Genomic DNA, 20001 nt, shown 5'->3' with positions numbered 1-20001 from the left:
GCCGGATCCGCACCGGATCCCGGCCCGCCGCGAGGACCCGGGACCCGGGCCGGAGGCTGCGGTGGCCACAGCCCGGGACGGCGGCGACGGCCGGGCGCCCACCCGGCACAGCGGCCCGGCGCGCCGTGCGGTCACCGCACTAACCTCTCCTGTCATGAACGATTCGGATCACCTGCTGGCCTGGCTGCAGGACTGGTACGCGAAGCAGTGCGACGGCGACTGGGAGCACGAGTGGGGTGTCAAGATCGCCACGCTCGACAACCCCGGCTGGACCCTCACGGTCGATCTGGAGGAGACGGACCTGGAGGGACGCGACTACCCCCGCCGGGACCTCACGCGCAGCCCCCAGGACTGGGTCCGGGCCTGGACCGCGGAGAACACCTTCCGCGCAACTTGCGGCCCCGGCAACCTCACCGAGGTCCTAGCCCTGTTCCGCACCTGGGCGACCACCGGCGCTCCCTGACGCCGGTGACGGCCGGCCGCCACCGCATGCCCCGGCCGAGCGGCCGCATGATCGGATCGGTCCGCAGCGATCGGGTGGAGCAGGGCCGTCCGCTGCCAGGGTTGGATGCGAAAGGAGGCCTCATGATCGCGGCACTCAACCACCTCGTCGATCGTGTCGAGGAGCACCTCGCCGAGGAGATCGACGTCGGTGCAGTGGCGGGGGTGCACGGCACGACCGAGTACCACCTGCGCCGGATGTTCTCGTCGCTGGCCGGCATGCCGTTGTCGGAGTACGTGCGGCGGCGCCGCATGACCGTCGCTGCCGCGGACGTCGTCCGGGGTGAGCGCGATCTGCTGGGCATCGCCGTACGCCACGGATACGGCTCGAGCGAGGCGTTCGGACGCGCGTTCCGAGCGGTTCACGGTGCCGGCCCCGGCGATGTGCGCCGTGACGGAGGCCCCTTGCGCACGCAACCGCAGCTCAGGTTCCGCCTGACCGTCGAAGGGAGTACCCCCATGGACACCCGCCTCGTCGACCGGCCCGCATTCCGGCTCGTCGGACACGCAACCCGGGTCCCGCTCATTCATCAGGGCATCAACCCGCACATCCAGCAGCACATCGCCGCGCTGCCGCAGGAGGAGCATCAGCGGCTGAAGGCCCTCGGCGACACCGAACCGAAGGGCCTGCTCCAGGTCAGCGACGACCTCGATCCCGACGGCAGGGAGGGGAGTGAACTGACGTATCTGCACGGAGTCGCCCTCCGCCAGGACACGCCCGCTCCGGACGGCCTGGACGTCATCGAGGTACCGGCCGGGACGTGGGCCGTCTTCCTCATCAGCGGCCCGCACCCGCAGGCCCTGCAGACGGCCTGGGCGGCGACCGCGACCGAGTGGTTCCCCTCCAACCCGTGGCGGCTGCGTCCGGGCCCCTCGGTCGTCGCGTTCCTCGACCGGGCGGACGATTTCAGCACCGCGACCTGCGAGCTGTGGCTTCCCGTCGAACCCGCGTGACGCCTGCCGGCCACGCATGGGTGGGCGCCCCGGCCAGGATGCGGGTCCGGCCCCGGACTCCCCTGGTCGGGGCGCCGCCCCCGACGGCGCGGCGCGCACCGGGGCGGCAGCGCTGTGCTCCGCTCAGGTCAGCGGGCGCACCGCCGCGACGTCGTACTCGGACACGGACGCGGAGAGCACTGCGGCGCCCTGTTCGCCGCTGGGGCCGTCGCCCCGGAACGACTCGACGGCGGCCTGCGACTCCCACCGCTCGAAGATGTTGACGCGCCCCGCATCCACGAGGTCCGCGGTGACGGTGAAGTCGAGACAGCCCGCCGCACGGCGGGCGAGTTCGACCACGTGCACACAGCTCGCGAGGTAGGAATCGCGCTGATCGGGGTCGACGACGACATGCCCTGCGACGATCACCATCTGCTGCCTCCTGCTGGTCCGGAACCACGCGTCGGCGGGCAGGGCCACTTCACTGCACGCCGGTCGTACCGTGGGCAGTATCCCGCGGATCACCTGCCGTCGATCCCGCGACGGCAACGACCTCAGCGGGCAGCCGTCGTCCGGACCGCTCGGTCAGCGGGGTCGGCCGGCAGCACTCGGTGCGCGACCCGCCAGCCAGTCGGCGATCCGCTTCTGCAACGGCTTGTCGGCGCGGTCGTAGTCCCACCGGGCATACCGTTCCAGCTCCCGCAGGACGTCCTCCGAACGGTCCGGACGGCGCACCGCGGTCACATCGACACCGACCTCGCCCGTGGAGCAGCTGATGTACACGCTGCTGTCGAGTGCCAACATGCCGAAGCCCGGATGGCCCGGGCGGACGCCGAGGAACGACGCGGCGCCCCGGCCCATGACGTCCCAGCGCTCCAGGAGGCGGACGCGCGTCCAGGCCGTCGGCGTGCGGGGACCCCAGTGCATGGTGTGCAACCAGGCTCCGTGCGTGACGGTGCCCCGGGGAAGCATGACGAGGAACTCGCGCCGGTCGTCGAACAGACCCACCGAGACCGCCAGGTCGTGCCAGTCCGCGTTGAGGCGCTCGACGAGCCGCGAGGTCTCGTAGGGGTGGGAGAAGCCGCCGATGATGTCCTCGCGGCCGTATCCGAGGACCAGCGGCATCGTCCCGTCCGGCACGGCGTCCGGTATCACGTCGAGGCCGGCCCGCCGCAGCGGCCGGTACACCTTGCGTTCGCGCTCCTGGATTCCCACAGGTCAGTGTTCTACCAGGGCCGGAGCGCCGACGGTCCCCCGGCCCGGTGCCTTGCTCGCGACCTGCTCGATCGGGTGCATCGGGCCTGCCGCTGGGGAGGCAGACCCGCTCTCACCGGGACTTGGACCTGATGCACCGTCAGGATCAGGAGCCGGCTGTCCTCGCGACTCCTGCCGAAGCCGGCTTCACCGAGACGCTCGACCGGCGCCCCGCCCGTTTCGTCGTCGCGGATGCCTCGGGCCGCGTGATCGACCTGCGTCCTCTGGTGTGCGCACCCGACGGAAGCGCCGCCCAGGCTTCGCTGGAACCGGGGAGGCCGTTCGGGCATCTCCTGCGGGTGCGGCGTGTCGGCGCGGGACGGAGCAGACTGGTCCATACGTGTGAAAAGGGATTTGCCACCGGATTCCGGGCGCGCAACGATCTTGTCCCGTGGAGAGACGAACGCGCGACGACGCGAGCCTGATCACTGAACTGGAGCCGGTGGTGGCCGGGTTGGTGGACCGCCATGTCGCGGCGGCGCGGGAGTGGTTCCCCCATCAGTACGTGCCCTGGAGCACGGGCCGGGACTTCGACGGCCCCCTCGGCGGCGAGCCGTGGAAGGAAGACCAGTCCGTGCTGGAGCCTGCGGCGCGTTCGGCGCTGATCGTGAACCTCCTGACCGAGGACAACCTGCCCGGCTACCACCACGCTCTGGCGGTGAACTCGACCCGCGACGGGGCGTGGGGGGAGTGGCTCAACCGGTGGACCGCGGAGGAGGACCGGCACGCCTCTTCCATCCGCGGCTACCTCCACGCGACACGGGCGGTGGACCCCGTGGCACTCGAGCGGGCCCGGATGGCACAGGTCGGCGCGGGCTTCGAACCCCCCGCGGCAGGATTCCTGAGCGGGGTGGCGTACGTGGCGCTGCAGGAGCTCGCCACCCGGATCAGCCACCGCAACACCGGCCGGGCCAGCGGCGATCCGCTGTGCGAACGTCTGATGACGCGGATCGCGCAGGACGAGAACCTGCACATGGTCGTCTACCGGGAAATCCTGCGGGCCGCACTCGAGGTCGCCCCGGACCAGGTCCTGGTGGCGCTGGAGGAGAACGTGCGGTCGTTTCGGATGCCGGGCCACGCGATGCCGGGCTTCGCCCCGATGGCGGCGCAGATCGCCGTCGCCGGCGTGTACGACCTGCGCCTCCACCACGACGACGTCCTCGTCCCGCTCCTGCGCAGCCTCAAGATCTTCGACCTTGCCGGGCTCGGACCCCGGGGCGAACAGGCCCGTGACTCCCTGGCCGCGCACCTCGGGCATCTCGACGCCCGGGCCCGGCTGTTCGTCGAGCGCCGTGCCCAGGCACTGGCGGCTCGCCGGCGCCGCGCCCGCGAAGACCAGACGGCCGGGGCCGCTCCGGTGGCCACGTGAGCGGGCGGCCGGCCGGCTCCGGCCCGGCGCAGCCGACCCCGCCGTCCGGCGAGTCCTTCGAGCAGAGGACGGGCGGGGCGGCCCGCCGCCGGGCGTGGGCGAGCACCACGGTGGTGTGCTCGGCCCTGTTCCTCCTCGGGCTCGACTTCACCGTCCTGAACGTGGCGATCCCCGCGCTCCAGCAGGACCTGGGGCCCTCGATGGCCCAGACGCAGTGGATCGTCGACGGGTACGCCCTGGCCCTGGGCGGTTGCGTCCTCGCCACCGGCACCCTGGGGGACACCTACGGCCGCCGGCGCGCGTTCGTCGCCGGACTGCTCCTGTGCGCCCTCGCGTCGGTGCTCGGTGCGCGGGCGGACGGCGTGGAGCAGGTGATCGCCGCCCGCTGCGGCATGGGACTGGGCGCCGCCCTGTTCATGCCCGCGACGCTGGCGACGATCGTCCACGTCTTCTCCGACGACGCCGACCGCCGGCGGGCCATCTCGCTCTGGGCGGCCGTCGCGGGCATCGGCGCACTCACCGGCCCTCTCGCCGGTGGCTGGCTCGTGGAACACTCCACCTGGCGCGCCGTGTTCTGGCTCAACGTGCCCCTGGCCCTCGCCCTGGCCGCCCTGGCCCTGCGGGTGGTTCCCGAGTCACGCGACGGGCGGCCGGGCCGACTCGACCGGGTGGGCGCCGCGCTGTCGTGTGCCGGACTGCTGGTTCTGGTCTGGGCGGTCATCGAGGCACCCGGCCGGGGCTGGACCAGTACGACGGTCGTGGGCGCCTTCGTCGTGGCGGCGGCGCTGCTGGGACTGTTCGTCGCCTGGCAGGCGCGCACGGCCCGGCCGATGGTCCCGCCCGCACTGTTCAAGCGCGGTCCGGTGGGCCCGGCGTGCATCGCCCTCGCGGCGATGTCGTTCTGCGGGATGGGCGCCATGTTCGTCCTCACCCTCTACCTGCAGCAGGTGCGCGGTCACAGCCCCTGGGAGGCGGGAGTCCGCACGATCCCGCTCTCCCTCGCCCTGGCGGCCGGTGCCGCCCTCGCGCCCGCGCTGTTCCGGCACTTCGGTGCACGCACACCGGTGACGGCCGGCCTGCTGCTGGTCGCCGGCGCCTTCGCCGTGATGGCCGGCCTGGAGACCGGCTCGGGCTACGCCCAGGTCCTGGCGTTCGAGGCCCTGGTGGGGGTGGGCAGCGGACTGGTGGCACCGGTGGCGACCGAGCTCGTCCTGACCGCCGTGCCCGCGGCGAGGTCCGGCCTCGGGTCGGCCCTCAACGACGCCACCCGGCAGGTCGGCTCCACTCTCGGCGTCGCCGTCCTCGGGTCCGTCCTCGCCACCGTCTTCACCGCGCGGATCGAGGACCGTCCGGCCGCGCGGGACCTGCTCCGCGACCGGAGCGGCCTGGACCTGCTGGCGGGAGCCGGCCACCCGGGTCCGGCCACCGGGTCCGTCCTGGCGCACGAGACGGGCGCGGCCTTCGTAGACGGCATGACGGCCGCCGCGATCGCGGGCGCGGGCGCCGCGCTGCTGGCCGCCGCACTGTCCTGGCGCAGACTGCCGGCCTGCGAGAGCCCACGGACCGGTCCGTCCCGAACTGCGGCGCAGCCCGCCGACCCGGTTGCCGCCGTACCTCACCGCTGACCGCACCCGCCCGCCGACCCGGCTGCCGCCGGACCCGAGCGCCGACCGCACCCCCCCGACCCGTACCCGTGCTCCCCGGGTTCCCTCCCACCGCGAAGGATCTGACCATGACCGCGACGTACCGGATCATCACCGACTGCCTCATCAACGACTTCGAGGTCCCGGCCGATGACGTCACCCCCGGCACCACTCTGGCCCGGCTCGACCTCGACAGCCTCTCCCTCGTCGAACTCTCCCTGATCGTCGAGGAGCGCCTCGGCCTGGCCGCCGCGGACATCCGCCAGGACATCACCCTCGCCGAACTCGCCGCGCTCGCCGACGCGTCCGCAGCCGGTCGGGCCACCGCCCGGCCCGCCGCCGCTCCCGGCGCGCAGCTGTGACGAGCCAACCGGTCGCGGTCACCGGCCTGGGCTTGGTGACGCCCGCCGGAATGGGCGTGCCCGCCACCTGGGAGCACCTGTGCACCGGCATCCCGACCGCCACGAGCGACCCCGAACTCGCGGGCCTGGCCGTGGACTTCTCCTGCCGGGTACCCGATCTCGACGGCCGGCGGCGCCTGGGCGCCCGGCTGGCCATGCGCCTGGACCGCTTCGGACAGATGGCGGTCGTCGCCGCCCGCGAGGCGGTCACCCACGCCGCTCTGGACCCCAAGGCGTGGAACGCCTCCCGCGTCGGCGTCGTCCTCGGAGTGGGAGCCAACAGCCTGAGCACCTACCCCGTCGAATTCGCACGCTTCCGGGACGGCCACGCCGACAAGGTCTCCCCTCTCGCCCTGCCGCGCAGTGTGCCGAACATGGTGGCCGGCGCGGTCAGCCTGGACCTGGGAGCACAAGGCCCCAGCTTCACCACCAGCAGCGCCTGCGCCTCCGGCACCACCGCCCTGGCCGTCGCCTGCGACCTGCTGCGCAGCGGCGCCTGCGACATCGTGGTCAGCGGCGGCAGCGAGAGCGGGACCTCGGCCATGTGCGCGGTGACGTTCGGTCAGATGCAGGCCCTGTCCCGGCGCCGCCACGACCCGGCCGGCGCCTCACGGCCCTTCGACGCGGACCGCGACGGCTTCGTGCTCGGTGAGGGCGCGGGCATCCTCGTCCTGGAGCGCACCGGTCACGCCCGCGCCCGCGGAGTCCGGCCGCTCGCCCATCTCGCGGGCCACGCCTCCTCCTGCGACGCCCACCACTACACCTCACCCCACCCCGAGGGCGACGGCCTGGCCCGCGCGATCCGCTCGGCGCTGTCCGACGCCGGCCTGGCCCCGCACGACATCGGCCACGTCAACGCCCACGGCACCTCCACCGAGCTCAACGACAGGACCGAGGACCGGGCCCTGCGCCAGGTCTTCCGCAGGCCCCCGCCGGTCACCGCCAACAAGAGCGTCATCGGACACACCCTCGGCGCGGCCGGCGCCATCGAGGCCGCCCTGACCGTCCTCACCCTCCGTCACCAGCTGATCCCGCCCACCGCCAACCTCGACCGCATGGACCCCGCCATCGACCTCGACGTCGTCACCAAGACCGCGCGCCCCACACGGATCGACGCCGCGCTCACCGTCTCCAGCGGCTTCGGCGGGCAGAACGCGGCCCTGGTCCTCACCCGAGCCTGAAGGCAGCCGGCCTGCCGCCCCGGCTCCAGCCCTCGGACGTCGCGCCCGGGACCGCACCCCGGTGCGCACCGCTCCCCGACCGGGGGAGCGACGGGGGAGCGGCGCCCGCTCCACCGCCTCGTCCGGATCCGCCCACCCCGACAGGAAGGTTCTCCCGTGCCGGAGCACTCCGCAGACTGGTTCGCCGACATGGAACCGGTGGTGGCAACCCTGCTCGACCGTCATCTGTCGATGGCCCAGGAGTGGTTTCCCCACCAGTACGTCCCCTGGAGCCGAGGCCGGGACTACGAGGGCCCGCTCGACGGCGTGGCCTGGCAGGACGCGCAGTCGGCGCTCAGCCCGGTGGCGAAGTCGGCGCTCGTCCTCAGCGTCCTGACCGAGGAGAACCTCCCCGTCTACCACCACAGGCTCGCCGCCAACGCCCCCCGCGGGGGCGCCTGGGACGCCTGGGTCCACCGCTGGACCGCCGAGGAGGACCGCCACGGCACGGCGATGCTCGCCTACCTCCACACCACCCGCGCGGTCGACCCCGTCGCACTGGAACGCGCCCGCATGCGGTACATGTCCACGCCTCCTCACCCCGACGATCTGCCTTCCGACCCGCTGCACGGTCTCGCCTACGTGCTGATCCAGGAGCTGGCCACCCGCGTCGCGCACCGCAACACGGGCCTGAACTGCGGCGAGAGCGTATGCGCCCGGCTCTTCGCGCGCGTGGCGCAGGACGAGAACCTCCACATGGTCTTCTACCGCGACCTCTACGCCGCCCTCCTCGACCTCGTGCCCGACCAGGCCATGGCCGGCCTGTGGCGGGCGGTGAAGGGTTTCCGCATGCCCGGCCGGACGATCCCGGGGTTCGCCGAGATGAACGCCCGCGTCGCGCTGGCCGGCTGGTACGACCTGGAGATCTTCCACGGCGACGTGCTCACACCCCTCCTCAGGACCCTGCGCGTCCACGAGCGCACCGACCTGGGCCCTGAAGGAGAACACCACCGCGCCGAACTCCTCACCCACACCGAACGCCTCCACCGGACGGCCGTCCGTCTCCGGGAACGGCGTCCTGCCGCCCTGGCACAGGAGCGGTGATGCCCCGCCCCCGGACACTTCGCCGGCTGACCCGCGCCGGGCGGCGGATCGCCGCGGACCTCATCGCCCGCGCACTCGTGAGCAACGGATTCCGCCCCCACCGGCACACGGCATTCCCCCACGCCGACGGCACCTACGGAGACCACGACGGCCCACCGCTGTCCCTGCTCCTCCTCGGGGACTCCATCGCGGCCTCCCTCGGCACCTCCGCCGTCCAGGAGACCCTCGGAGCACAGTGCGCCACGACCCTCAGCCGCGCCACCGGCCGCCCCGTGCACCTGCGCGTCCTGGCCCGGCCCGGCACCACCACCGGGTTCATGAAGCACCAGCTGCGCAGAGCTCTCCGTCACCCTCACCCCCCGGGTGTCGCTCTGATCATCGTCGGCGGCAACGACATCGTCGCCGGCACCCCTCTGCGACGTGCCGCCAAGGACCTCGCCCGTCACGTCACCCGGCTCCGCCACGCCGGCTGGCACGTACTGGTCGGAACCTGCTGGGACGTCGGCGACGTGCCGGCCGTCCGCCGCCGGCTGCGCACCGCCCTCTCACGCCGCAGCCGACGCCTCGAACACCTCCAGACCACGGCGGCACGACGAGCCGGAGCCGTCGCCGTCCCCCTGCGGGACCCCCGGCACGGCACACAGCCGGAACTCTTCGCCGCCGACCGCATCCACCCCTCCGCCCACGGCAACGCCCTGCACCTCCAGGCCCTCGCAGCCGCCCTCACCGGCACGACGCCGACACCGTGACCGGGATGCGCCCCGGACCGTGGGCGCAGGGTCACGGGCAGTCGGCGGGACGCCGGAGCCCCGGTGGTGCGAATCGTTCCTGCGGTGAATGTCCTCAGCCGTGCGGGTGAGCGCGGCTTCCATCCGGCTCCGGTGCAGGTGCGGGGGCTGCTAGAACGCACGGGTCGTTTCCGTCGCAGTGAAGGAGTGCGTGATGAGCCGAGGTCTGATCGTCGTCGATGTGCAGAAGGACTTCTGCGAGGGCGGCAGCGTCCCCGTCGCGGGCGGCGCGCGGCTCGCCGCCGCGATCGCCGAGCTCGTCGAGCGGAGCGCGGGCGCCGACTACCGGTGCATCGTCGCCACGCGGGACCACCACATCGACCCGGGCGGCCACTTCTCCGAGACTCCCGACTTCAAGGACAGCTTCCCCGTCCACTGCGTCGCCGGGGACGAGGGCGGCGAGTTCCACCCCGACTTCGCTCCCGCCGTCGCCGGCGGAAAGGTCGACGCGGTCTTCTTCAAGGGCGCGCACAGCGCCTCCAAGAGCGGCTTCGAAGGAGCCGACGAACAGGGCACCTCCCTGGCCGACTGGCTGCGCGCCCGCGGGGTCGAGGACGTCGACGTGGTGGGCATCGCCACGGACCACTGTGTCCGCGCGACCGCCCTGGACGCCGTGAAGGCCGGCTTCCGCGCGCGGGTACGCCTGGACTACTGCGTCGGTGTCGCCGAGGACACCACGGCAGCCACCCTCGAAGACTTCCGCCAGGTCGGCGTCGCCACCTCCGGAGCCGTCCCCGTCCGGTGAGCGCGCGGTTCACCGATTCCGTGCCCCGGAGGCGTCCCTGACGCCGTCCCCCCTGCCGGGATGCCGGGGAACCGGCCGGTGGCGTGCACCGGGCCGGTTCCGTCACGGCGGTCGCGCCGTCCCTCAGGTCAGCCGGGTGGCGGCGCAGAGCGCGACGGCGTCGCGCTGGTACACGGCCGGCCCCGGGGCGATCGCCGTAGTAGCGGTACCCGTTGGCGCCGATCCGGGCCGGCGGCAGCAGGCCGGTCCCTTGTCGTCATGGAGTGGCCGATCTCCGAGGTGGCCCGGATGGCGGGGATGACCGCCCCGCCACTGCGTCACTACGCTCCTCGCCCTCGCACGGGGACGGCCGCCACCCCGGAGCGGTACGGACTCCGTCCGCGGCCCGTCGGAGCCGACCGCCAGGTACGCCGCCTCCTGACGAACTCACCTGCCGGCCGGCACTTCCGGGCCGCGCACCCCCCGTCGGCTCCCGCCCGTGGTCCGGTCCTGGGGCCCGGGCGCAGGGGGCGCGGAGACCGGCGGGTCCCGTTCGGGCGCCACGAGGGCGTAACCCGGACGCGGAGGGGAACCGGCGCCGTATGCCAGAGATCGATGCTCCGCCCCGGCACGGGGGCGACACGCCGGTGCTCCGCCGTGTGCTGTCCACCCGGCTGCTGTACTTCTTCATCCTCGGCGACGTCCTGGGGGCCGGCGTCTACGTCCTGGTCGGACAGGTCGCCGCCGTCTCCGGCGGCGCGGTCTGGGTGCCCCTCGCCGCAGCCCTCGTCCTGGCCCTGCTGACGGCGTCCTCGTACGCGGAACTGGCGACGAAGTACCCGCGCGCCGGGGGAGCCGCCCACTACGCCGGCCGTGCCTTCGGCCCGGGGGCGGGGTTCGTGGCCGGTTTCAGCATGCTCGCCGCGGGCGTCGTCTCGGTCGCCGCGCTCGCGCGCGGCTTCGCCGGTGACTACCTGTCCGCCTTCGTGACCCTGCCCGTCGCTCTCGTCGCCGTCCTGTTCCTGGTGGTGCTCGCGCTGGTCAACGCGCGGGGCATCAAGGAATCGATGACGGCGAACGTCGTCGCCACCGTCGTCGAGGTCGGTGGGCTGGCGGTCGTCGTGGTCCTCGGGGCCTGGATGCTGCTGCGCGGCGACGCGGACACCGGACGCCTCGTCCAGCTCGGCACACCCGAGAAGGGTGCCGCGGCGGCGGTGCTGGCCGGGTCGGTCCTCGCCTACTACTCCTTCGTCGGGTTCGAGACCTCCGTCAACGTGGCCGAGGAGACCCGCGACCCGCGGCGCTCCTATCCCCGCGCACTGTTCGCGGCACTCGCCACGGCGGGGCTGGTGTACCTCCTCGTCGGCCTCGCCGCCTCCGCGGCCGTGCCCACAGCGCGACTGGCGGAGTCCAGCGGCCCGCTGCTCGAGGTGGTGCGCGCCGCAGGCGGCGTGCCCCCGCTCCTGTTCAGCGCCGTCGCACTGGTGGCGGTGGCCAACGGGGCCCTGCTGACCGGCATCATGTCGTCCCGCCTCGCGTACGGCATGGCCCGCGACGGACTCCTGCCCGGCTTCCTGACACGGGTGCTGCCCCGGCGGCGCACCCCGTGGACGGCGATCGCGGCCACCACCCTCCCGGCGCTGCTGCTCGCCCTGACCGGCAGCGTGGCCACGCTCGCCTCCACGCTCGTCCTCCTCCTTCTCGTCGTCTTCCTCCTGGTCAACCTCGCGGTGCTGGTCCTGCGCAGGGAGCCGGGAGAGGACGGCCACTTCCGCGCGCCGACGGCGCTCCCGGTGCTCGGCGCGGCCTCCTGCGTGCTGCTGGCGACACAGGTGGAGGCGGCGGTGTGGGCGCGCGGATCGGTGATCCTGGGTGCCGCCGTCGTACTCGGCCTCGTCTCCGCCCGGCGGCGGCGGCGCCGAGCGGAGAAGGAATAGGCCGTTCGCGGACCAGGCACACGACCAGGCACAACCCGTTGTGGAAGCGCCGGCGGGCCGGGGGCACCCGCGAACGCCGCACGGCCTCGCAGCGGGACGCAGGACCATGCGCTTCCGCCTCGGACCGCGCGAGAAGCGGCGGCCGGCTGTGCGAGGCGGTCCCGGCGGCGGGTGGGACGACGGACGTCACTCCGTGTGGAGCCCCCGCCACCGGACCGCCGGTCCCTGCCCCCGGTCCCCGTCCGCGCCGTCGTCCCGTCCGGCGGAACGGTCGCCGCGGTGGCGCGTACCGGGCAGGAACTCCACGGCGGCCAGAACGGCCCGGGTCGCTTCGAGCGCGCGGATCGGGGCGTCGAGCGCGGCCGAGCCGCTGACGACACGAGCCGTTCGAGGTCCGGCCGCCGCGCCTCGGCCGGGGCACGGAACAGGAGCCGCTGCCTGATCCGGAGGCAGCCGGAGCGGTGCAGCCGGCGAACGCGTGGTGACGCCTGTCCGGCGAGTCACCTCTCCGGCGAGTCAGAGGGTGGCGACGCCGCCGACCGAGGCAAGGAACTCCCCGACGCAGGCGGCGAAGGCGTCGGGCTGGTCGTGGTGGACGACGTGGCCGGCCGGCAGTTCGACGAGGCGGACGGACCGTTGTGCTGCCATGTCGCGGGCGTGGGAGGCCGACAGTTCGTCGCTGTGCGCGCCCCTGACCAGCAGGGTCGGGCAGCGCACGCTCAGCCAGTCGTGCCAATGCACACCCGAGAGCGCCTGCTGGGACCGCACCGTGTCGGCCGCGTCGAAGGAGAAGCCCCAGCCTTCCGCCCGCTCCCTGAACGTCCGCTCCAGGTACGGCGCCGCCGCGCCCAGGGCCTCGACCAGCCCGTCCCGCGTCGCGACACGAGGGGGCAGGTTCTTCGCGAAGGTCAGGCCGATGTCGCAGACCGCTCCGGCGTCCTCGACGACGAGCGCCGTGACGCGGCCGGGATGCCGGGCGGCGAACTGGTAGGCGTTCACACCGCCCAGCGAATGACCGAGCAGGGCGACCCGCGTCAGGCCGAGGTGGTCGAGGAAGGCCCTGACGTCGCCGACGTAGCCGCTGCGCTCGTAGTCGCCTGCCCGATCGGACTCCCCGTGTCCCCGCTGGTCGAGTGCGATCACACGCCACGCGGAGCCCAGCTTCTCTGCCAGCGGTGCGAAGTCCGCGCCCTCGCTGAAATGCCCGTGCAGAGCGACCAGGACCGGGCCCGGTCCGCCGAAGTCGAGATAGGAGAGTCTGCGCCCGTCCACCTCGAAGCTGCCTCGCACACGGTGATCCATGACGGGGGAGTGTACGGGGCCGCCGGCGCGCGGAAGGCACCGAGCCCGCCCCTGAGGTCCGCCGGCGGGCCGTGGACACATCGCGCCGGCGGACGGTGAACGCACCCCACCCCCGGCCGCGTTGGAGCCCGCTGCGGGCGCACCCGCCTCGCCGAGCGCCGGCGGCCCCCATGGCGCGAGAAGCGTGCGCCGGCAGGTGAAAGGCGATGGACACGATGATCCCAGCGGTCGTACTCTCGACCGGTCCCAGACATCCCACGTCCGAAGAGGTGCATTTGATGACGGTTCAGGTACGCGCGGCCCGCTCCCACCGGCCGCATTGCCCAGCCGTCGACACCTCCGAGGACCGAAGGAACCCCTGTAGTGGATCTGCCACGTAGCTTCACCATCCGCGAGAGCAGCCATCGCATCTGCAACCCGTTCACCAGTGAGAAGCTGGCCCTCCTGGGCCGGGCCGTCAGCCCGTCGCCGGGCACCCGCATGCTCGACCTCGCCTGCGGCAAGGGCGAGATGCTGTGCACCTGGGCCCGGGACCACGGTGTGGTCGGCACCGGGGTGGACATCAGCACCGTCTTCCTCGACGCCGCCCGCGGGCGGGCCGCGGAGCTGGGCGTTGCCGACCGGGTCGGCTTCGTGCACGCGGACGCCTCGGGCCATGTCGCCGAAGGTCCCGTCGGCATCGCCGCCTGCGTCGGTGCCACCTGGATCGGCTCCGGCGTCGCGGGCACCGTCGAACTCCTGCGGCGCAGTCTCGCTCCCGGCGGCATCATGCTGATCGGCGAACCGTACTGGCGCCGCGAGCCCGAGGACCAGGCCACCGTCGAAGGCTGCCACCTCGCACGCAAGGACGACCTGCTCCCGCTGCCGGAACTGCTCGCACAGTTCGGGGACCTGGGCTGTGATGTCGTCGAGATGGTCCTGGCCGACCAGGACAGCTGGGACCGGTACGTCGCGGCACAGTGGCTCAACATCCGACGCTGGCTCGATGCCAACCCTGATGACGAGCTCGCCGACGACCTGCGTGCGGAACTCACCGCGGCACCCGTCCAGCACGTCACGTACCAGCGCGAATACCTCGGCTGGGGTGTGTTCGTCCTGATGGACCGCTGACACACCACTCCCCGGTGAGCCCCGGCACCACCTGCCGGGGCTCACCCGCGTGGCACCGCACCTCGGTTCGCAGCCCGGTGGCCGGCTGCGCACGTGCCGGCGGCACCGGACGACACCGCAGCCCGTCAGGTCGTGCGGATGCGCCGGGCCGTGGCGACGAGTTCCGCGGGCAGATCCGGACCCGCACATGCGTGGTCGATCAGCAGGTTGCGGTAGGTGGTGTTCGCGAGCTCCGGCGCGAGAGCGATCAGGGTCGTCAGATCCTCGGACGAGCCGGACAGGCGGACTCGGTAGGCGGCACCGGCCGCACGCAGGGACACCTCGTCGGGCTCGTGTTCCAGGCCCTGCGCGGCGAGGCTCGCGGCTGCGGCGAAATCGCCCTGCTCGGCGCGCACATCGGCCAGGTCCAGGTAGAGGGACCAGTTGCCGGGGTCCAGGAGCACGGCGCGTTCGTAGGCGGCGGCAGCCTCGTCCAGGTTTCCCATCGCGCGCCAGGTGGCCGCGCGTGCGACGGCGGTCCACATGACGTGGTCGACGGCATCGGCGCGGTCGCACAGCGCGAAGGAGAGGTCGTACCGGCCACAGGCCCGGGGCAGCCGGGCCATGGCGGCCAACGACTCCGGTACGGGCACCCGTTCGGACACCACGTCGAGGGCGTGGAACCAGGGGGCGAACCGCTCCCGCATCCCGTCGGTGTCGAAGTCGTGGCCGTAGTCCAGCGTCCGCAGACACGCCTCGGCCAGCGCCTCGGCACTCACCGCGCCGAGGAACCGCGTGTCGCCGAACCAGGGGGCGGCTCCCCACGCGACGTCGGGCCGCACGCCCGTGACGGAACCGACGGTCATGGCCGCGTCGTCCATCTTCCCGTCGAGGAACAGGAAGTACGCCTGCGCCGGCACAGTGCTCAGGGAGCCGTCGCCTTCGAGGCTCTCCTCGAGTTCCGCGCGCCGGTCCTGCCACAACTCGGCGAGGGCCGCATAGGGCTCCGGAGCCGCCGGCGCCGAGGCCATCGCCCCCACCAGAAGCTTGACGGCGCCCACCGGGCTTCCGCCGCAGTGCGCCATCACCCCGGCGAGATCGACGGTCGCCGCCACTGACCGATTCGACATCGCCCGAGGATACCCGTGGCCACAGCGGCGGGCGGCGGCCGCCCTGAGGGCGTGATCGCCGGGCGCTCGTGGCCACGCCACCGCCCCGTGGTGCCGTCACCGAGGACCCGAGGGCCTCGTTCCGAGCCCGGAGACGCGCGGTGCGGCCGGCGGTGGGGGACCGGAGCAGAAGGGGGCGGCCGGCGGGTCGCACGGGATCGGGGATCCCGCTCCGGCCCGGAGGCATCGTGCCGGGTTCTCGCGGTCACCGCCGGACGGTCGCCGGCCACGCACCGGGACGGCCCACCGGCCCTCGGCGTCCGGTGCCGGAATCAGGACCCGTCCGGCTGCCGAAGTCCTTCCAGGAGGAGGGCGATCAGGCGGCGCGGGTCGTAGCGGGGGTCGTCGTCGCGTCCGATGCAGAGGTTGCCGATGCCGCGCATCAACTCGTACGGCTGCGTGCCGGCCCTGATGTCCCCGGACGCGACCGCCGCGTCGAGCAGGTGGGCGCAGACGGGCAGCAGGCGGTCGAGGAAGTGCGCGTGCAGCGCGGCGAAGCGGTCGTCGTCGGACTGGAGGGCGTCGGCGAGTCCGTGCTTGGTGACGAGGAAGTCCACGAAGAGGTCGACCCACTGACGCAGCGCGTCGAACGGGGAGCCGGCACCGGCCAGCAGCTTCGGTCCGGCCTCGGCGCACGCCTCGATCTGGTGCTGGTAGACGGCCGTGACGAGGTCCGCCCGGGTCGGGAAGTGGCGGTAGATCGTGGCCATGCCGACGCCCGCCTCGGCCGCGATCCGGCGGATCGGCGCGTCGACGCCGGCGGTGACGAACACCTCGGCGGCGGCGTCGAGCACCGTCTGCCGGTTGCGTTGGGCATCGGCCCGCCTGCCCCGGCCCTGCGGCTCCCCGGCGGCGCTGTCGGTGGTCATCACGCGTTTCCCTCCTGGTGATTGACAAAACGGAACGCTGCTCCGGATACTAAATGGAGCAGTGTTCCGCTTCAGGGTAGTCGAAGCGGATCACCCCTGTCCGCCTGCCCGCCGCCGGTTGCGGCCGCGGGGCAATCGGCAGGCGTCACCGAAAGGAACATCGTGATCACCTCCACCGCCCCCGGCGCCGGCGTCCTGGGCGCGCCCGCTCCTGTCCTCTCCTTCAGCCCCGTCGTCCTTCCGGTGCCCGGGCGTCCCGTCGACCTCCAGGTGCGTGTCTCCGCACCCGCGACCGGGACCGGGCTCCCCGTCGTCCTCCTCTCCCACGGGCACGGACCCTCGAACAACCTCTCCTCGCTCAACGGATACGCGCCGCTCGTCGACCACTGGGCCGCCCATGGCTTCGTCGTCGTCCAGCCCACCCACCTCACCTCCAGGACGCTGAGCCATCTGGTGGCCGACGCACCCGGGGCTCCCGACTTCTGGCGGTCCCGTGCCGAGGACATGAGCCACATCCTCGACCGGCTCGACACCATCGAACGCACCGTGCCGCAGCTCGCGGGACGCATCGACCGCACCAGGGTCGGCCTCGCCGGGCACTCGCTCGGCGGCTTCACCGCCGCCCTCCTGCTGGGCGCGGGCCTCGACGACCCGGAGACGGGCAGGACCGTGCACCTCGCCGACCCGCGGATCACGGCGGGCGTGCTGCTCGCCGCGCCCGGCAGCGGCGGCGACGCCTTCAACGGGCCCATGGCCGCGCAGTGGCCGATCATCGGCGCCGTCGACTTCTCCACCATGACGACACCCGCGCTCGTCGTCGTCGGCGACAAGGACGACCCGCGGCACTTCACCGACAGGGGACCGGACTGGCACGCCGACCCCTACACGCTCGCTCCCGCGCCCAAGACCCTGCTCACCCTGTACGGCGCGGAACACGGGCTCGGGGGGATCGCCGGATACGACGCCGCCGAGACCACCGACGAGGACCCGGGTCGGGTCGCCGCGCTCGCCCTCCTCACCGCGGCCTGGCTCCGCACCCGGCTCCACCCCGGCGCCTCCGCCTGGGAGGACGCGCTCGAGGCGCTGACGACCGGACCCGACGCGGTGGGGCGGGTCGCCTCCACGTAGGCGCCCGCGGATGTTCCTCCCGCAGTCCGCCGTCCGCCGTCCGCCGACCGACGGCGGTGCACCGCGGATGTTCCTCCCGCCGTCCGCAGTCCGCAGGCCGCCGTCCGCCGACCGACGGCGGTGCCGTGCAGACGGTCCTCCGGCAGCCGTGGCGCCGGACCGGTTCCCCCGGGGCGCCTCCGCCTCGACCGGGGTGCACCCGCCCGCGGCTGCGTCTACGGTCGCTGCGAGGCCACCTGACAGCACAGAGGCCGAGGGCGGCCCGCGCCCGCTTCGCACGGGGCACCGGGCCCGCCCGTCCTCGCCGGAGACTCCTGCGACGACTCTTGCGACGGGAGCGGACCATCATGGGAGCCCACGGACAGGGCCGGGACCGCGCGGACCCGCTGGACGAGCTGTACGCGACGGCGCCGCCGTCCTTCGTCGAGCGCCGCAGGGAGCTGGCGGCCCGGGCCGCCGCGGCGGGTCGGGCCGACGACGCCCGGCTGATCCGCGCCTCCCGCCGCCCCACGCTCGCCGCGTGGGCGGCCAACCTCCTCAGGCGCGCGGACCCCGAGGAGAGCGAGCGATTCCTCGACCTCGGACACCAACTGCGCGAGGCCTACCGCACCCTCGACTCCGACGTCATGAGGGACCTCTCCGCCCGCCGCGGAGCCGTCGTCACCGCGCTGGCCCGGGAGGCGGCCCGCCTCGCCGAGGCAGCAGGGCACCGGCTGTCGGACGCGGCGCAGCAGGAGGTGGCCACCACGCTGCGAGCGGTCCTCGCCGACCAGGAATCCGCCGACCGGTGGGCGGCCGGGCACCTGGAGCGCTCCCTCACCCCGCCGACGACCCCGGCTCCCACGGCGGCCCCGGCCCCGGACTCCACGCCGAGGCGAAGGGCGCCGGCCGCGCAGGAGGCCGGCGGAGGCGCACACGAGGACGAGCTCGCCGACCGCCGCCGGCGGCGCGAGGAGCTCGCAGCGGCGCGCCGTGCGGCCACCGAGGCGGACCGGGCCCTCGCGGCCCGACGCGACGAGGACACGGAGGCGGCCGAGCACCTGGAGACCGCGCGCCGGAAGACCGCGGAGGCCGAGGGGCGCGTCGAGGCGGCGCGAACGGAGCTGCGCCGCGCCCAGGATGCCGCGAAGGAGGCCCGGAGCGAGGAGAAGGAGGCCGAACGCCGTGTCCGGGCCACCCGCGAGGCGGTGCGGGTGGCCGACCGCGGTGCGCAGGCAGCCGCCCAGGCTCTCGCCGACGCGGACGGCCCCCGCTAGACCGAGAAGAGAGCAGGTCAGGGCTCGCCGCCGGAGCGGCCGCGCCGCCGGCGCGCGCCGACGACCCGGTGGTGCGAGCGTGGACCGTGGGCGGCAGGCACCCGCGCACCCACTTCGCGGAAGGGACAGGCGGTCATGGCCCGTGCGGTCTGGACCGGGGTGATCACCTTCGGGCTGGTCACCGCACCCGTCGGCCTGTTCACCGCCACCGAGACCCACACCGTGCACTTCCACCAGCTCGAACGCGGCACCGCCGACCGGATCCGCAACCGGCGCGTCAACGAGCGCACCGGCGAAGAGGTGGGCACCGACGACATCGTCAAGGGATTCGAGGTGGGGGAGGGGGAGTACGTCGTCGTCGAGCCCGACGAGCTGGACGAGATCGCCCCCGGCCTGCTGCGTGCGCACGCGGTGCGGGACCGTGAGCGATCGCCGAGCACCTCGCACACCTCGCGTCCAGGCGTGGGCGGCCGGCAGCCCCGGCCCGCCGTGGTCGCGAGGCCGCCTACGCGGCCGGCGCGCCGCTCTGCGCCGCCTTGTCCTGGCGCGCGCTCAGCCGCGAGCCGGACTCGCGGCGGGCGGCGCGGCGCAGGAGCGGTACCGCGAGGAGGAACCCGAGGACCGCCCAGGCCGTGAGGACCAGGGCGACCATGGGAAGTTCCCAGGAGCCGGCCGCCTCGGCGGCCCGTGCCGAGTCCGGGAGCAGCGCCGAACGAAGGCCCTGCGCCATCCACTTGAGCGGAAAGACCGAGGCCACCTGCTGGACGGGCACGGGCAGTTCGGTGATCGGGAACACCGTCCCCGAGGTGATCAGCAGCCCCATCGTCGGCAGCATGATCAACGCCAGGGCCTCGCGGGGGTTGGGCAGCACGGCGCCCACGGCCGCGCCGAGCGGGACGACGGCGAGCAGCCCGAGGGTGGTGACCCACAGCAGCGTCAGCCAGTCGCCCGGCCCGTGCGGCAGTGGCCCGTCCGCCAGCAGCGCCCCGGCGGCCAGGAGCAGCGCCAGGGTGCCGACCGCCAGGACGACCACCAGCAGGCACTTGGCGACGAGGTAGGCCGGTATCCCGCCGGGCGTGGCGCGCAGCCGCAGCAGGGTGCCCTCCTCCCGCTCCGTCACGAGGATCTGCGGGAGGTTGATCAGGCCGACCTGGAACAGCAGGTAGGCGGCGAAGCCCGCCAGCACCAGATGCGTCATCGGGGTGCTGGTCCCGGGCACGTCGTCACCGAGGTAGGCGGCGACGAGCAGGGCGACGACCACATTGGTCAGATGGCCGGACATCTCCTTGCCGTTGCGCAGCAGGTGCCGCAGCTCGATTCCGCCGCGCTGGAGCCCGGCCCGCCAGCTGTTCGTCCTGTGCGTCATGTGTGCCC

General features: G+C 73.7%; 19 protein-coding genes and 2 pseudogenes. 15 read left to right on the top strand and 6 right to left on the bottom strand.

Annotated elements, in window-relative coordinates; all coding sequences use genetic code 11:
* The first annotated feature begins 154 nt into the window (after positions 1-154).
* Together EAO77_RS18465 and EAO77_RS18460 are read left to right on the top strand one after the other, a co-directional pair.
* The gene (locus EAO77_RS18465) at positions 155-463 is read left to right on the top strand and encodes an immunity 53 family protein (RefSeq protein WP_147989381.1); all 309 of its coding nucleotides are present in this window, start codon (positions 155-157) and stop codon (positions 461-463) included.
* A 122-nt stretch (positions 464-585) separates the two neighbouring features.
* The gene (locus EAO77_RS18460; RefSeq protein WP_147989380.1) at positions 586-1455 is read left to right on the top strand and encodes an AraC family transcriptional regulator; all 870 of its coding nucleotides are present in this window, start codon (positions 586-588) and stop codon (positions 1453-1455) included.
* 123 nt (positions 1456-1578) lie between these two features.
* Here the strand turns inward: EAO77_RS18460 and EAO77_RS18455 are convergent, their stop codons facing one another.
* Positions 1579-1866, bottom strand: a complete 288-nt coding sequence (locus EAO77_RS18455; protein ID WP_147989379.1) for a putative quinol monooxygenase — start codon at positions 1864-1866, stop codon at positions 1579-1581.
* Between the two features lie 153 nt (positions 1867-2019).
* Positions 2020-2649: a hypothetical protein gene (locus EAO77_RS18450; protein ID WP_261994015.1), complete on the bottom strand. Its 630-nt coding sequence runs from the start codon at positions 2647-2649 to the stop codon at positions 2020-2022.
* A gap of 92 nt (positions 2650-2741) precedes the next feature.
* On the opposite strand from EAO77_RS18450, the pseudogene EAO77_RS40095 reads away from it, so the two are divergent.
* The 9 genes and pseudogenes from EAO77_RS40095 to EAO77_RS18405 form a co-directional block, all read left to right on the top strand.
* A pseudogene (locus EAO77_RS40095) lies at positions 2742-2978 on the top strand (nucleotidyltransferase domain-containing protein); the annotation flags it as partial.
* A 101-nt stretch (positions 2979-3079) separates the two neighbouring features.
* The gene (locus tag EAO77_RS18440; RefSeq protein ID WP_261994014.1) at positions 3080-4057 is read left to right on the top strand and encodes an acyl-ACP desaturase; all 978 of its coding nucleotides are present in this window, start codon (positions 3080-3082) and stop codon (positions 4055-4057) included.
* Positions 4054-5682 carry an MFS transporter gene (locus EAO77_RS18435; protein ID WP_261994013.1) on the top strand — a complete coding sequence of 543 codons (1629 nt, stop codon included), beginning with the start codon at positions 4054-4056 and terminating at the stop codon, positions 5680-5682. The genes EAO77_RS18440 and EAO77_RS18435 overlap by 4 nt, the downstream gene beginning before the upstream one ends.
* Before the next feature lie 107 nt (positions 5683-5789).
* A complete protein-coding gene (locus EAO77_RS18430) occupies positions 5790-6062 on the top strand; it encodes a phosphopantetheine-binding protein (protein WP_147989378.1) in 273 nt (90 codons plus the stop codon).
* Positions 6059-7282 (top strand): beta-ketoacyl-[acyl-carrier-protein] synthase family protein, encoded by a 1224-nt coding sequence (locus EAO77_RS18425; protein WP_147989377.1) that lies wholly within the window; start codon positions 6059-6061, stop codon positions 7280-7282. The genes EAO77_RS18430 and EAO77_RS18425 overlap by 4 nt, the downstream gene beginning before the upstream one ends.
* Positions 7283-7438: 156 nt before the next feature.
* Positions 7439-8365, top strand: a complete 927-nt coding sequence (locus EAO77_RS18420) for an acyl-ACP desaturase (RefSeq protein WP_261994012.1) — start codon at positions 7439-7441, stop codon at positions 8363-8365.
* Entirely contained in the window at positions 8365-9114 is a 750-nt protein-coding gene (locus tag EAO77_RS18415) for a GDSL-type esterase/lipase family protein (protein WP_147989376.1), read from the top strand. Before EAO77_RS18420 ends, EAO77_RS18415 begins: the two co-directional genes overlap by 1 nt.
* 193 nt (positions 9115-9307) lie before the next feature.
* On the top strand, positions 9308-9898 hold the full coding sequence (locus tag EAO77_RS18410; RefSeq protein WP_147989375.1) for an isochorismatase family protein: 591 nt from the start codon (positions 9308-9310) through the stop codon (positions 9896-9898).
* Between the two features lie 581 nt (positions 9899-10479).
* On the top strand, positions 10480-11814 hold the full coding sequence (locus tag EAO77_RS18405; RefSeq protein WP_147989374.1) for an APC family permease: 1335 nt from the start codon (positions 10480-10482) through the stop codon (positions 11812-11814).
* Positions 11815-12330: 516 nt separating this feature from the next.
* Here the strand turns inward: EAO77_RS18405 and EAO77_RS18400 are convergent.
* Positions 12331-13116: an alpha/beta fold hydrolase gene (locus EAO77_RS18400; RefSeq protein ID WP_147989373.1), complete on the bottom strand. Its 786-nt coding sequence runs from the start codon at positions 13114-13116 to the stop codon at positions 12331-12333.
* 363 nt (positions 13117-13479) lie between these two features.
* Here EAO77_RS18400 and EAO77_RS18395 point away from each other — a divergent pair, with 363 nt between their 5' ends.
* A complete protein-coding gene (locus EAO77_RS18395) occupies positions 13480-14226 on the top strand; it encodes an SAM-dependent methyltransferase (protein ID WP_147989372.1) in 747 nt (248 codons plus the stop codon).
* A 125-nt stretch (positions 14227-14351) separates the two neighbouring features.
* Here EAO77_RS18395 and EAO77_RS18390 read toward each other — a convergent pair whose 3' ends face one another.
* Both EAO77_RS18390 and EAO77_RS18385 read right to left on the bottom strand, forming a co-directional pair.
* Positions 14352-15335, bottom strand: coding sequence for a tetratricopeptide repeat protein (locus EAO77_RS18390; protein ID WP_147989371.1), 984 nt, complete (start codon positions 15333-15335; stop codon positions 14352-14354).
* Positions 15336-15646: 311 nt separating this feature from the next.
* A complete protein-coding gene (locus EAO77_RS18385; RefSeq protein WP_147989370.1) occupies positions 15647-16243 on the bottom strand; it encodes a TetR/AcrR family transcriptional regulator in 597 nt (198 codons plus the stop codon).
* Positions 16244-16405: 162 nt separating this feature from the next.
* Here EAO77_RS18385 and EAO77_RS18380 point away from each other — a divergent pair, with 162 nt between their 5' ends.
* The 3 genes and pseudogenes from EAO77_RS18380 to EAO77_RS18370 form a co-directional block, all read left to right on the top strand.
* Positions 16406-17371 (top strand): alpha/beta hydrolase family protein, encoded by a 966-nt coding sequence (locus EAO77_RS18380; protein WP_147989369.1) that lies wholly within the window; start codon positions 16406-16408, stop codon positions 17369-17371.
* 347 nt (positions 17372-17718) lie between these two features.
* On the top strand, positions 17719-18627 hold the full coding sequence (locus EAO77_RS18375) for a hypothetical protein (RefSeq protein WP_147989368.1): 909 nt from the start codon (positions 17719-17721) through the stop codon (positions 18625-18627).
* 135 nt (positions 18628-18762) lie between these two features.
* Positions 18763-19029 (top strand): annotated as a pseudogene (locus tag EAO77_RS18370) (Ku protein); the annotation flags it as partial.
* Between the two features lie 103 nt (positions 19030-19132).
* Here the strand turns inward: EAO77_RS18370 and EAO77_RS18365 are convergent.
* Entirely contained in the window at positions 19133-19993 is an 861-nt protein-coding gene (locus tag EAO77_RS18365) for an ABC transporter permease (protein ID WP_147989367.1), read from the bottom strand.
* Positions 19994-20001 lie beyond the last annotated feature (8 nt).

This window comes from Streptomyces sp. T39, assembly GCF_008042045.1.
In the GTDB taxonomy this organism is placed as follows: Bacteria; Actinomycetota; Actinomycetes; order Streptomycetales; family Streptomycetaceae; genus Streptomyces.
Note: the sequence above shows the minus strand (reverse complement) of the source record. Positions and strands in the feature narration are given on the sequence as shown.